The sequence below is a fragment of the Candidatus Omnitrophota bacterium genome, assembly GCA_028715965.1.
In the GTDB taxonomy this organism is placed as follows: Bacteria; Omnitrophota; Gorgyraeia; order Tantalellales; family Tantalellaceae; genus JAQUQS01.
The window spans coordinates 1-15,558 of record JAQUQS010000027.1 but is presented as its reverse complement, the minus strand read 5'-3'; the positions used below and the strand labels follow the sequence as shown (position 1 = coordinate 15,558).

Annotated in this window: 3 protein-coding genes; all 3 read right to left on the bottom strand. The window is 49.2% G+C overall.

The window, feature by feature from the left end:
* Positions 1-8,893, bottom strand: an 8,893-nt coding sequence (locus PHH49_07960; GenBank protein MDD5488872.1) for a hypothetical protein, incomplete at its 3' end; no start/stop codon positions are given.
* A 1,379-nt stretch (positions 8,894-10,272) separates the two neighbouring features.
* The gene (locus PHH49_07955; GenBank protein ID MDD5488871.1) at positions 10,273-10,728 is read right to left on the bottom strand and encodes a hypothetical protein; all 456 of its coding nucleotides are present in this window, start codon (positions 10,726-10,728) and stop codon (positions 10,273-10,275) included.
* 40 nt (positions 10,729-10,768) lie between these two features.
* Positions 10,769-15,558 (bottom strand): hypothetical protein (locus tag PHH49_07950; GenBank protein ID MDD5488870.1); only part of this gene is annotated, 4,790 nt, incomplete at its 5' end.

The following is a 15,558-nucleotide window of genomic DNA, read 5'->3' as shown; positions in this document are numbered from 1 at the left end:
AAGTCGTAACTACGCCCTTCTTGTCGGTAGTAGTAACGAGCTGGTCCTCGCCCCATTCGTTCTGGGTGTATACGGCGCTTGAGCCATCACTCGAACTAGTGCCGATCAGGTTGTTCCCATCATACTCATAAGTGGTGACCTTCCCCTTGCGGTCGGTTATGGTATCGATGACCTCTTCACCGTTCAGGAGCTTGTAGACGATGTCCGCTACATGATAGTCGCCTTTGTCCTGGCTGGCTGAAGCCATATACCCGTTCGTGTCATAGGAGTAAGTCGTAACTACGCCTTTTTTATCAGTGGTAGTAACGAGCTGGTCCTCGCCCCATTCGTTCTGGGTGTATACGGCGCTCGATCCGTCGGTGGAAGAAGTGGCAATGAGATCGTTCCCTTCGTACTCATAAGTGGTGACCTTGCCCTTGCGGTCGGTTATTGTATCGATGACCTCTTCGCCATTGAGGAGCTTGTAGGCGATGTTAGCTACATGATAGTCGCCTTTGTCCTGGCTGGCTGAAGCCATATATCCCTCGGTGTCGTAGGCATAGGTGGTAATTACGCCTTTTTTGTCGGTGGTAGTGACGAGCTGGTCCTCGCCCCATTCGTTCTGTATGTATATCGCACTCGACCCGTCGGAAGAAGATGTGGCGGCGAGGTTATTTCCATCATACATATAAGTTGTGATCCTACCCTTACGATCGGTAATGGTATCGATCACTTCCTCGCCGTTCAGGAGCTTGTAGACGATGTCCGCCACGTGGTGATCGCTTTTATCCTGGCTGGCACTTGTCATATATCCGTCGGTGTCGTAGGCATAGGTCGTTACGACGCCTTTTTTGTCGGTGGTAGTGACAAGCTGGTCCTCGCCCCACGCGTTCCGTGTGTATACCGCGCTCGCCCCGTCGGAAGTGCTCGTACTTAACAAATTACCATCCGTGTCGTAGGCATAAGTCGTGATCTTACCTTTACGGTCGGTGATGGTATCGATCACTTCTTCGCCGTTCAGGAGCTTGTAGACGATGTCCGCTACATGGTAGTCGCCTTTGTCCTGGCTGGCTGATGCCATATATCCTTCAGCGTCATAAGTGTACGTCGTGACGACTCCTTTTTTGTCGGTAGTGGTGACGAGCTGGTCCTCACCCCACGCGTTCCGTGTGTATACCGCGCTCGACCCGTCGGAAGTGCTCGTACTTAACAAATTACCATCCGTGTCGTAGGAATAAGTCGTGACCTTGCCCTTACGGTCGGTGATGGTGTCGATCGCTTCTTCGCCATTGAGGAGCTTGTAGACGATGTCCGCCACATGATACTCGTCTTTATCCTGGCTGGCGCTTGACATATACCCTTCAGCGTCATAAGTGTACGTCGTGACGACTCCTTTTTTGTCGGTAGTGGTGACGAGCTGGTCCTCACCCCACGCGTTCCGTGTGTATACGGCACTTGCCCCGTCACTTGAACTGGTACTTAATAAATTACCATCCGTGTCGTAGGCATAAGTCGTGACCTTGCCCTTACGGTCGGTGATGGTATCGATCACTTCTTCGCCGTTCAGGAGCTTGTAGGCTATGTCCGCTACATGGTAGTCGCCCTTGTCCTGGCTGGCACTGGTCATATACCCGTCGGTGTCATAGGCATAGGTCGTGATTACGCCTTTTTTATCGGTGGTGGTGACGATCTGGTCCTCACCCCACGCGTTCCGTGTGTATACGGCACTTGCCCCGTCACTTGAACTGGTACTTACTAAATTACCATCCGTGTCGTAGACATAAGTCGAGATCTTGCCCTTACGATCGGTTATGGTATTGATCACTTCTTCGCCGTTCAGGAGCTTGTAGACGATATCCGCTACATGGTAGTCGCCTTTGTCCTGGCTGGCACTGGTCATATACCCGTCGGTGTCATAGGCATAGGTCGTGACGACACCTTTCTTGTCGGTGGTGGTAACGATCTGGTCCTCGCCCCACGCATTCTGGGTGTATACCGCGCTAGACCCATCACTGGTGGATGTTGCTACGAGATTGTTCCCTTCATACTCATAAGTCGTGATCTTGTCTTTGCGGTCGGTTATGGTGTCGATGACCTCTTCGCCATTGAGGAGCTTGTAGACGATGTCCGCCACATGATACTCGCCTTTATCCTGGCTGGCACTGGCCATGTAGCCGTTGGCGTCATAGGCATAGGTCGTGACGACGCCTTTTTTATCGGTAGTGGTGACGATCTGGTCCTCGCCCCATTCGTTCTGGGTGTATACCGCGCTCGCCCCGTCGGAAGAAGATGTGGCGGCGAGGTTATTTCCATCATACATATAAGTTGTGATCCTACCCTTACGATCGGTAATGGTATCGATCACTTCTTCGCCGTTCAGGAGCTTGTAGACGATATCCGCTACATGGTAGTCGCCTTTGTCCTGGCTGGCACTGGTCATATACCCGTCGGTGTCATAGGCATATGTTGTGACGACACCTTTCTTGTCGGTGGTGGTAACGATCTGGTCCTCGCCCCACGCGTTCTGGGTGTATACCGCGCTCGCCCCGTCGGAAGTGTTCGTGCTTAACAAATTACCATCCGTGTCGTAGGCATAAGTCGTGATCTTGCCTTTGCGGTCGGTTATGGTGTCGATGACCTCTTCGCCATTGAGGAGCTTGTAGACTATGTCTGCCACATGGTGATCGCCTTTATCCTGGCTGGCACTGGTCATATACCCGTCGGTGTCATAGGCATAGGTCGTGACGACGCCTTTTTTATCGGTGGTGGTGACGATCTGGTCCTCGCCCCACGCATTCTGGGTGTATACCGCGCTCGACCCGTCGCTCGACGAAGTAGCAATGAGGTTATTCCCTTCGTATTCATAAGTGGTGACCTTACCTTTACGGTCGGTGATGGTATCGATGACCTCTTCTCCATTCAATAGCTTGTAGAATATATCCGCTACATGGTGATCACCCTTGTCCTGGCTGGCTGAGGCCATATACCCGTCGGTGTCATAGGCATATGTCGCGACGACACCTTTCTTGTCAGTGGTGGTGACGAGCTGGTCCTCGCCCCACGCGTTCTGGGTGTATACCGCGCTCGACCCGTCGGAAGTGCTCGTGCTTAACAAATTGCCATCCGTGTTGTAGGCATAGGTCGTGACTTTATCCTTACGGTCGGTGATGGTGTCTATGACCTCTTCTCCGTTAAGTAGCTTGTAGAGGATATCCGCTACATGGTAGTCGCCTTTGTCCTGGCTGGCTGAGGCCATATACCCGTCGGTGTCATAGGCATATGTCGTGACGACGCCTTTTTTATCGGTAGTGGTAACGATCTGGTCCTCGCCCCACGCGTTCTGGGTGTATACCGCGCTCGACCCGTCGCTCGACGAAGTAGCAATGAGGTTATTCCCTTCGTATTCATAAGTGGTGACCTTACCTTTACGGTCGGTGATAGTATCGATGACCTCTTCGCCGTTCAGGAGCTTGTAAAGTATGTCCGCTATATGGTAGTCGCCCTTGTCCTGGCTGGCACTGGCCATGTACCCGTCGGTGTCATAGGCATATGTCGTGACGACGCCTTTTTTGTCGGTGGTAGTGACGAGCTGGTCCTCGCCCCACGCATTCTGGGTGTATACCGCGTTCGATCCGTCAGAAGTGCTTGTGCTTAACAAATTACCATCCGTGTCGTATGCATAAGTCGTTACTTTATCCTTACGGTCGGTGATGGTGTCTATGACCTCTTCTCCGCTAAGGAGCTTGTAGAGGATGCTGGCTATATGATTGCCATCCTTGTCCTGGCTGGCACTGGCCATGTAGCCATCGGCGTCATAGGCATATGTCGTTACGACGCCTTTCTTGTCTGTGGTGGTGACGAGCTGGTCCTCGCCCCATTCATTCTGGGTGTATATCGCGCTCGACCCGTCGCTCGACGAAGTAGCAATAAGGTTATTACCCGAATATTCATAGGTCGTTACTTTACCTTTACGGTCGGTGATGGTGTCGATCACTTCTTCGCCGTTCAGGAGCGTATAGACGATATCGGATATAAGATGGTTATCTTTGCTTTGACTCGCATTGATCATATATCCGTCCGTGTCGTAGGCATATGTCGTAACGACGCCTTTCTTGTCAGTGGTAGTGACGAGCTGGTCCTCGCCCCACGCGTTCTGGGTGTATACCGCGTTCGATCCGTCAGAAGTGCTCGTGCTTAACAAATTACCATCCGTGTCGTAGGCATATGTCGTGACTTTATCCTTACGGTCGGTGATGGTGTCTATGACCTCTTCTCCGTTAAGGAGCTTGTAGAGGATGCTGGCTATATGATTGCCATCCTTATCCTGGCTGGCACTGGCCATGTACCCGTCGGTGTCATAGGCATATGTCGTTACGACGCCTTTCTTGTCTGTGGTGGTGATGAGCTGGTCCTCGCCCCATGCGTTCTGGGTGTATACCGCGCTCGACCCATCGCTCGACGAAGTAGCAATAAGGTTATTTCCCGAATATTCATATGTCGTTACTTTATCCTTACGGTCGGTGATGGTGTCGATCACTTCTTCGCCGTTCAGGAGCTTGTAGAGGATGCTGGCTATATGATTGCCGTTCTTATCCTGGCTGGCACTGGCCATGTAGCCATCGGCGTCATATGCATATGTCGTTACTACGCTCTTTTTATCGGTGGTGGTGACGAGTTGGTCTTCGCCCCATGCATTCTGGGTGTATACCGCGTTCGATCCGTCGGAAGTGCTCGTGCTTAACAAATTACCATCCGTGTTGTAGGCATATGTCGTGACTTTGCCCCTACGGTCGGTGATGGTATCGATCACTTCTTCACCGTTCAGGAGCTTGTAAAGGATATTGGCTATATGATTGCCGTTCTTGTCCTGGCTGGCACTGGCCATGTACCCGTCGGCGTCATAGGCATATGTCGTTACGACGCCTTTTTTGTCGGTGGTGGTGACGAGTTGGTCTTCGCCCCACGCGTTCTGGGTGTATACCGCGCTCGATCCGTCGGAAGAAGATGTGCTTGCAAGGTTATTTCCATCATATTCATAAGTCGTCACTTTACCTTTACGGTCGGTGATGGTGTCGATCACTTCTTCGCCGCTCAGGAGTTTGTAGGCTATGTCCGCTATGTGGTAGTCGCCCTTGTCTTGGCTGGCACTTGTCATATACCCGTCGGTATCGTATGCGTAGGTCGTGACTACGCCTTTTTTGTCGGTGGTAGTAACGAGCTGGTCCTCGCCCCATTCGTTCTGGGTATACACCGCGCTCGACCCGTCGGAAGAGGATGTGCTTGCAAGATTATTTCCATCATATTCATAAGTCGTCACTTTACCTTTACGGTCGGTTATAGTGTCGATCACTTCTTCGCCGCTCAGGAGTTTGTAGGCTATGTCCGCGATATGGTAGTCGCCCTTGTCCTGGCTGGCGCTTGTCATATACCCGTCGGTATCGTAGGCATAGGTCGTTACTACGTCCTTCTTGTCGGTGGTGGTGACGAGCTGGTCCTCGCCCCACTCGTTCTGGGTATACACCGCGCTCGACCCGTCGGAAGAGGATGTGCTTACAAGGTTATTTTCATCATATTCATAAGTCGTTACTTTATCCTTACGGTCGGTGATGGTGTCTATGACCTCTTCTCCGTTAAGGAGCTTGTAGAGGATGCTGGCTATATGATTGCCATCCTTATCCTGGCTGGCACTGGCCATGTAGCCATCGGCGTCATAGGCATATGTCGTTACGATGCTTTTTTTGTCGGTGGTAGTGATGAGCTGGTCTTCGCCCCACGCGTTCTGGGTGTATACCGCGCTCGACCCATCGCTCGACGAAGTAGCAATAAGGTTATTTCCTTCGTATTCATAAGTCGTGACCTTGCCTTTGCGGTCGGTTATTGAATCGATGACTTCTTCACCGTTCAGGAGTTTGTAGGTGATGTCCGCTACATGGTGATCGCCCTTGTCCTGGCTGGCACTTGCCATATAGCCATCGGCATCGTATATGTAGGTAGTTACGACGCCTTTTTTATCGGTGGTAGTAACGATCTGGTCCTCGCCCCACGCGTTCTGGGCATATACCGCGCTCGATCCGTCGCTGGATGAAGTGGCAATAAGATCATTTCCTTCGTATTCATAAGTCGTGACCTTGCCTTTGCGGTCGGTTATTATATCTATGACCTCTTCGCCGTTAAGTAACTTGTAGGCGATATCAGCGATATGGTTACCGTTCTTATCCTGGCTGGCACCGACCAGAACATTTTTCACTCCCTGCAGATTGCCGTATTGATATGTTGTAGTAACTCCCTTCTTATCGGTAGTGGTGACAAGCTGGTCCTCGCCCCAGAGATTCTGTGTATATACGGCACTCGATCCGTCACTTGAACTGGTTGCGATGAGGCGTCCATTCTCATACTCGAATAATGTAACTTTGTTCTTTCTGTCCGTGACGGATACTACTTTTTCTCTTCCCTCGTCGCCATCGTAAACGCTTTCTGACAGAAATATCCCTTCAGATGTTTCGGATACCACTCTTTCTAGGACCGCGTTGTGCTCAGTATCGTAATGGTAGATGTTCTTAATGCCATTAGAGTCAATAGTCCATTCGACTTTTTCCGATCCTTTTTCGCCTGAGTAATAGATGTTCGCGCCGTTCGACTTCGATAGGGATATAAGCCGCCCATCGGTCTCGTCGTCATAATGGTAGGTAGTCGTTATCCCGCGGTAGTCGGTACTTTCTTTTACCCGTTCCTTTCCCTTGGCGCCCTCATAGGTCATCGTGACCTTGATGTCCCCTTCTATATTCGTCTGAGTGACACTCTCAAGTACCCCCATGGCGGAATACGAATAGCTACTCACTAATCCGGCGTAGAAGTGGACGGAATCCATTCTTTCCATGCCGTCTTCCCCATCATAATAGATAATGTCTACCTGATTGTGTGGACCCTCTCCCTGATAATTTTCATATGATTCCCGTTCAACGTTCAGTAATTTGCCGTCACCGTCATGGTGGAACGTATAAACGAAATCCTCCACATCATCGGACTGGTACGTAATGAGTATATCGTTCCCATCGGTGTCAACATCCCAAGTGCCATCCAGATAGCGCGGATCAGATATCAATATGTCTACAGGATCCGATATCCCGGTGAATATCGGGTTGTCTATCCAGTCGATCCTTTCGCGCCCCTTCCGGCCCTTGAAGTACGTTGTGAACAAGTCTAGTGGATCGGTGGGGTCCGTCTGTGTGCTGTATTTAAGTATTCCGTTCTCATAATAGAAGTCTACTTCATTTTCCACTACGCGCTCACCGTTCTCACCCCAGGCGTAAGTCGTTGTTTTTTGTATCTTTTCTTTCCCCGCGATACCGCTATAGATAGATTCCTCGTCCACTAAACCACGCCCATATGTCCGGGCAGCATCATCATCCAGGCCACTTGTGTCATATTTGCATGTCGCGATCAGCCTGTTCCCGGAATATTCGTAATCCCTTCTTGCCGTAATGTCCCCATCCTCGCCGAAATATAGTGTCTGTAATATTTTTTCTTTCCCACTTTTACCGGAAAAAATGGATTCCTCCATGAGGGTCCCGGAACCGGATATTCGCGCGTCTGATCCCGAGATACCGTCGATGTCGTAAAGATATGTGTTGGTAAGCTTGTCGCCGTCATACTCGTAATCCCTTCGTTCTATCATTTCGCCGTCCGTATAATAGAACGTATTCGTCAGCTTTTCTTTCCCGGCGTTCCCCTCGAAGGTCGATTCTTCTATCAGCTCCCCGGCACCGGCAGTACGAGCTTCGTCGAAGCTTAACCCTTCAGTATCCATTGTCGTCGTCGCTATAAGTTTATTCCCATCGTAGGAATAATCCTTCCTTTCTACCACATCACCCAGATCATCGTAGTAGTATATCTGCTGTGTTTTTTCTTTTCCCTGTGGTCCCGCGAATACGGCTTCTTCCTGAAGAAGACCGGCGCCTCTCTCTCTGGCTGTGTCCGCATCGAGATCTTCCGTGCTGTATGTAATAGTGGAGCTTATCGCATACTTATCGTTCTTGGCATATTTAGCGGAGTACGTTCTGTATTCGAAATCCTGTCTTTCGACTATCTGTCCTTCGGTATAGTAAAGTACCTGGTCCACACGTTCTTCTCCCTCAGCTCCCGTAAAGATCGTTTCGCTTACGAGTGCATCAATATAGTTCGCCAGGGTCTCTTCATTGCCGGATAGTAGTTCGTCGCGTGAGGTGTCCCAGCTATCAGTTCCAACGATGCCGGAGATGTCATACTTACGTATTTCCTTTAATTCCTTTCCATCGTTATCGGTGTCGTATCCGTATACGCTCATTTGTGTCGGCTGGTAAAGTCCTTCTTCGTTCTCTTCATAATCCTCTAGGGCATAAACGACTTTTTCCTCTCCTTTTTTGCCTTCATAAACGGTTGTTTTAGTGATCTGGTCATCTTCAAGGTCATCCATCCATCCATCCGAGGTGAGATCGATATCCTCGCCGGTCAGGTCATATGTTACGACTTCATCAAGACCATCATCACTGTCTCCGTCCTTATGATATTCGTACAGGCTAACTGTATTTGGTTTCCCCTCATCGTCATAGTCGCTAAGTACATATTCGATCACTTCATCGCCTCGGTCGCCTCCATATACCGCTTTCTGTAGTATCATGGAATCCTCTAAGTCCTCTTCCCCGACCATTTCGGTGCCAGCAAAGAAGATCTCCCCGTCCTCGCCGTCCATTTCTTTGCCCGCACTTATCCATTTTGACGCGTTCATTCCGGAAATGTCGTAAGAAACAACCGCCTTCAGGGAGCCGTCGTCGTTGTATTCGTAAACATTCAACTGGTTGGGGTCGCCTTCTTCGTCCCAGTCGGTAAGGGTGTATTGGACCTTTCCGTTGTCGTCACCGCTTTTCTTTTTTTTCAAGGGCACGTCCTCGTCGTATTCCTTTTGTCCGTTTCGCCTCTGCAGGCGAAGGACAAGGTCCTCCGTATCCTGTTTTTGGCGTATTAATTCGTCATGTTTGTGTTGTTGGCGTTTTAGATAATACGGGGCGTATGCATTTGATTGGTCTTGCTCGGATGTAGAAGTTAAAAGCGAATTCGCGCTGCGAGTGCGTTTATATGTTAGAAGGTCATGGTTGATCAATTCTATGGCGTTTTTCGCATCGGGCAGTTCCGCGATGGCTGTCTGCGCAGGTGTGGTGCGCAGTGGCCGGACTGATTCGATCCCCAATGAATACGCTAGTTGTTGTACTAGAAAGATCGTTGCAACCAGGATAGATAGTGTTTTTAACGCAAAACGTTTTTTATGGTTGGAATATATATCGATAAATGTCAGGTCGTTATCGACTCGGGTACGATCATATGCTCCGGGTCCGTGTAATGGCTGCTTATGCCGGTATCTCAGCAAGTTATACTTGAATAGTATCATTTCAACTCCCCTTTGTTATATATATTATATGTTATAACATACTTTTTAAAAGCATTAAATTACAGAATAAAAAACTACATCTTTTTTTATTTAACACCTATAGTATATATCACTATTAATCTGATGCAAAATTTTGAATCTGAAAATTTTATAACTTAACTTAATGTGGTGGATTTTTTCAACTTAACAAAATGCGGCATGGTTACAAAATGTATAATTCTATGTGATATAACATGTTATAGAAAAAACGGAGGATCATCTGAAATAGTCAAGAGAACTGATAAATTTTAAATATTAGTCAAACCTCCTCTTTTTTATCTGCCCGTAACATTTTTTGACTAATTTACTCTCATTATAATTCCTAGCTCGATCGCAACTTTATAGCTATAAACCTTACGTGTTGCATTTGGATTTTTGGAATTTATTATTATACTTGTTTTCATGTGCAGAGATTTAAAGTGGAAATATCTGGAAACGGTCCTTTGCGGCATATTTTTGATGATCGCCGTTATTTCAGTACTAACTTATTTTCACTTCTTTACCCGGGCAACTATTGCTGTCAGAACACCCCAAAAGGTTACCGCTCGCTATGGTCGTAATATGTGGGCCACCCCGGTCCTTGATCCGACAAATAAAGCTAAATGGCAAACCGATGCAACGGTCGCTGGGTCTGCTGGCTCTACGCTTCTTAGTACGGCTGGGAATATTTCGTACCGGAGAGATGATCCGGTGGCGCTATTCTCCTCCGATCCTGTTCCTGTGCTTACCGGAGAAGAACCATCTGAATGATCCCTTCCTGGTCCTGAGATCAGTTTAAAACGTTATGTTGTTTGGGTTCTTGTTAATGCGGGACATATATCTGATGTCTGGTCTCAATAGTTCCGTTTCCTGTTGTTCAACTGGCGAATGGTCCTTTGTGACCTGTTATAGTTATTAATCTGTTCGAGTTGCTTTAGTTGGCGCAATGTATTTTCGATGTTCTTCTGGTTGACGTGGCGAAATGTGGTCTGATATAGTTCATCGAATGCAACGGGATCGAGTTTTTCGATCGGCACACCAGTATACTCAATGAAATTACCATTTTCCCCGGATTTGATGGCAATGCCGGGTATAAGGGCCAAAATATCCCCTCTATTCATCAAGATGTTGTTCAGTGCCTCTATTCGTTCTTCATGTGTAAGTTCTTTTTTTTCAGTATTCGAAGCTAATGGTTGTTCCTCCTGGGCCATAAGGCTCATTTCCTGTAACAATATGGCGGCTAATAGTACTAGTATGAGCTTTTTGAGCATGGGAACCCTCTTTTCTGGAATAATCCTCTCTATCCGCATGAGCGTTACCGCTCAATACGATCTTGTCCGATATATGAGATCAGAACGCCGTATCGGCTTTCAGGTCGGCAAACAGGGCTTCATCTATCGCCTCATCGGCGGCTGTGCTTCCGGCGCTCTCCAGCCTTATCATCTGTCTACCTGTCCGGGCTTCTTTCTCCCTCTTGGCGATCTCTCTTAATCTGTTAACGCCCTCATCGGTTATGCCCGCAAATGCCACATAATGAGCTCGTGTCAGGGCCAATGCCAGGGCCATGCCGAACGTGAAATCTTCTCCGGCGATAATATAACTGTCACATTCACTGGCTACTGCCTCAAAGAACGACTCATTGCCCGTAAAGACCCCGGTTACTACGACCTTGACCGAAGGATCAATGCGCTTAATATCCGCGATCTCCCCGGGGAGGGCTTCTTCGCCGACCGCGGTGATAATATCGGCAATATCACCCCAGCCGGTTATGGTATTCATCGCCTTTTCCGATATGTCGCCCACGATAAGTATACGTTGTTTTCCCCCATTCTTCAATGCGTTGCGCGCGAAGATGTCCCTTGCTAATGATTCCAGGCCCCTCATGTCATCTTCAAGAACACTTGCGGAGATCACCAGAAGGCTATGTTTATCCGGGGTCCCGAACTCATCCGTACCGCTTATGGACAGTTCGGATGCTTTTGCGCCAGCATCAGAATAGCTCAATATCTCAATGTTATCGAGAGGAGCAGAGTCGTTCTCCTGTGTGAGGTTCAGTGCTTCAAGTTCGAGATCGTCCGTGCCGGTAGTTTTGGAAAGGATGGTCCTGTCCCCGGGTGCTACCATAGACCCAGTGTGCGTCGCTACGATTGATGCCCCCATTCGCGATAGGATGTCAGTTGCTTTTCTGATCTGCACCAGGATATTTTCGGCATCTTCACGCGTAACACCTGTACTGTTGTCCTTTGAGTTTTCTATGGTCTTTCGCACGGCATCAAGCGATTCAACAGCCTCTCCCGTATCCTCGAATTGTCCCATTGACCTGACGGCGATATCCTGTGCCTTGACGCCTCTAAGCGCTTTTATCAAAGTTTTTTCATTCGGGACATCGAACGCGTTAAGAAGCGTCATTATTGGGCCGGATAACTGTGTGGTCGCTTCACTTGCAGGCGTTCCCTGGTCGTCCGTGTGTGTCCCGTATGGAAGGGTCTCTGGCTGAGCTGGCGATGTCCCGGCGAGCCTGTCGGAGACATTTTCCGGTATCTCAGCGGACTGACCATCCCTCGGGACCATAGTTAATACATGTTCAGCCGCAAGTTCGATATCATCATTATCGTTCATCCTTGCTATAACGAAGTTTTCCCCATTTTCATCCTCAATAACCACATTTCTACCGTCCTTTTGCCGGCTGGCCAGCATTTCGTCGTATTTTCTCTCTAACTCCGCGCGCATGGACAATGTTTCCGCATGATTTAATATCACTTCCTTGCCCAGCAATATCCCTTCCGTGGAATATACGCTTACTAGCCCTTTGCCATCCATGAAGCTGACCGCCAGACGTCCGATCACATTACCTGCGGAATCCAGCTCATTAACTTCCATCGGCGCGACGTCATCTGTATTTATATTCTCGTACGCCGCCACTATCAACCGCTCAGCTAAGTCAGCCCTGAGATGTTGTGTGTATTCATTCGGCATGGCGCTATCGGGATGTGTATGCGATTCGTAGAGGATCTTTGACGTGTCTCCCCGTCTTCTTATCATGCTGGACCCGAATTTTATACCCGTTTTGCCGAAGGATATACTGGACTTATCCGATATTTTGACTTCTCCATCGGCCATTACCATCCATCTTTGTTCTATAGGCAAACGACCATTCAACTCGGTGTCTATGACGGATACCATGAACTTAAGTTCAGTCCCTTCCGCCACTTGCGATAAATTGTCTATTAAATTATAGGTCCTGGACCGGGCCAGTTCTTTACCGTTCTTAGTGATATCCAGGCCTTTACTGCCGGTCTTGCGCGTGAACTCGTATTTATTACCTTGCCTGTCTTCCACTATTACGGTATGCCCTTCCGGCAGATTACCGTTATATATCTCGGTTCTGGCTTCGCCAAGGGACCTTTCGGCTTCGATCTGTTTTGAGATGATCCCGTTCCCGGCAAAAGCCTCTTCGATCGTCTGCACGTCAGTGGTTTTGGACGTTGTTGTATTTGCTATGCATAACGTGTCGTTAGTCATGTCGAGTTCTATGCGGACCGTTCCTAAATACACACTCAGGTTGCCGCTACCGTGAGCCAGATCTTTTAATGTAGACCTGTAGAAGCTTTCCATATCCTCGTAAGTCCTGACATCCATGCCAGGGGCCATAAGATGCTCTACCTCACTCGGAACAGTGTTATTTTCCGACAAGGGCGATCGCATGACTTTGTTGATATTGCTTCTGCTGCCATATCGCGTTATCGTAACAAGTTCTCCGGCGGTATCACTGCTCAAGTTATCCGAGGATATCGTTAAGCTGCTATTCTCAAAATTTAACGTCATATTCACGATATGCGATCGTATATCGCTCAGTGTCGGCGCGATCTTGTCGTTAAATTCCGATACTCCGGCCCCTCTTTGTGGAATCCTGTCCATTTCACTTAAAGTGGTCCGTGCTTTTGAGATAACGTCAGGTTCGGCTGTATTTACGCTTACCCGCGATCCTGTCGGGTTATGTGTCAATTCTGTCGCAAAGGTACCATTATTCATAGCTGATACCTTGAGCTCTATATCCTCGAAGGATGTTTCGAAAGAATTGAAATTATCCAGGCCTATTTCGCCTATGACCGCCTCTACGGTGGCCATCACGTGTCCCATATCCGTTCTCGTGGTCTTTTCGGTCCTCATGCTTAAAGGCGCGGATCTTCTAACGATACTTTCAATTCGGTCCCTGTTCTCTGTATCAAGCTTTCCGCGAGTACCTATCGTGATCGTTTTTTTCGGGCCTTCCGCTGTTCTTGCGAAGTTAATCCTTATAGATGAAGGACTTACGTCAACCATTACATTAGTGCCGTCGATGTCCATCTCAAATGTTTCGCTTACGGGTTTGGCCATTTCGGAGTCGGAGGTAGTTCCCGGCGCTTTATGACCGGTCGTGCCTCCGTCGGAGACCGCATCACTGGTGCCGGTCAGCGAAAGGACCAGAGGAATTGCCATAACGACCGCTCCAAAAGCTATCGCAACGGGGAGCGATACACCGATCATGCCTGTCCCGGAAAGTGCCACTGCCATCGAGGCGACCATCGCAGAAGTTACCACGATATCGGTAGCTCCGCGTCTTTCTCCGGAGCTCTTGTTCGTTGAACCAGGCTTTGCGGTTCTACCTGTATCCCTGGCCGTGTTCACAGCATGTATCTTACCCAGGTCCCGTGATAAGGCGTCTTTTATACGGCCAAGGTCACTGTCCATATCCGAGAATGAGTCGATCAGGTTGCCGGCGTAATTGAGGTCAGCATCGGATATATTCTCGTTATATGACGCCTCGGTCCTTGATCTATCCTCCTGACGCTGTTCATGCCGGGCTTCGCGTTCCGCTATGTTGTGATAGGCTTCCCTCAAGGGAACGCTGTTGAGTCCCATCAGGTCATAGACCTTATCGATATCGGTCCCTTGGCTTTCGCTGAATGTTCTTATTTCATTCCGGCTCAGTTTGCCTGACCTTTTAGATAGGAGTTCCCTTAATTTCATTGCCGTCGTTAACAGGTCTCTGTTGCCGGCGAACTTTCCGTTCGAGTTGTTGATGACTTCATCGATGATCCGGCTCTGATTGTAATGTATCCTGGCTATATCATTTTGTGTTAATTTTCCGCTTAACCCCAGGCTGTTAATTAGGGTTGAGATGAGATCCAGTCCGACCGTGTCGTTTTCGTTGCTGTTTAACGGCATATCCAGCGATGTTTTTACCTTTTCTCCCGCGCTCATTTCCCCGGACAGTCTTGTTATGTCATTTTGGGCCATCTGGTCCGAGAATGCCCGAACGTTATCAAAGTTTGCTTTATCAAGCGGGGTGCCTGTCAGCATTGAGGCGACAATATCCTCACTCAAACCGGTAGAGCCCTTAATGGTGTCGAGGTCATCGAGCGCCTTATTCATATGTTCCTTTAATTCAATTGAGGCGTTGTTCAGCATACGGTTCGCGGCGCCGGTCCCCTGGAGATCTCCCGACTGGCGCAGAACATTCTCGAACTTTCCGTTCAGATCCAATACTGTATCGGCCAGGGACGCGTATTTAGCCAGGTCCTGATCGCCGGCATCCATCTGTCGCCTGATCTCTTCTGCTATATGCGCGTTGCCGGCCATTGGATTGGTCGAGTTGCTCAAGTTCCGGGCCTGGGACAGGCTCATCCTGACAGAGAAACCCTTGCCGGTTTCCCGGCCGATCTCGGCCTGTGTGTTCATCCAGCCGGAGATCTTCCTCGACTCGTTCAGCCCGGTCTCAGGTGACATTGCCATAAGCATGCCAAGTTGCCTGTCATAGTTGTCTTCGGCGGCGATGCTGTCGAAGGTATCCAGCGAATCGTTCAGTGCGTTCGAATTAACCGCTTCGATCCCGGAAAGGATGTTCTGCATGCGTGCGCCTGTCTCCGGGGCCATGTTCGTCGGGGTTTGGGTGCTGTTGGATGAAAGGGCCTGCATCAGGAAGCCCGACCACGACGCTACGGCGCTTCGCTCATTACCGGTCGCGCGTAATCTGGAATACTCAGAGACCGCGCCGTTCACCTGATCACGGGTAACGCCTTTTGCGCCCAGTTCTCCCAGTGTGCTTTCGGCTTTTCTGGTGACCGAGCTGTCCGGACGGGTCCTCCGGTCCACCGTCT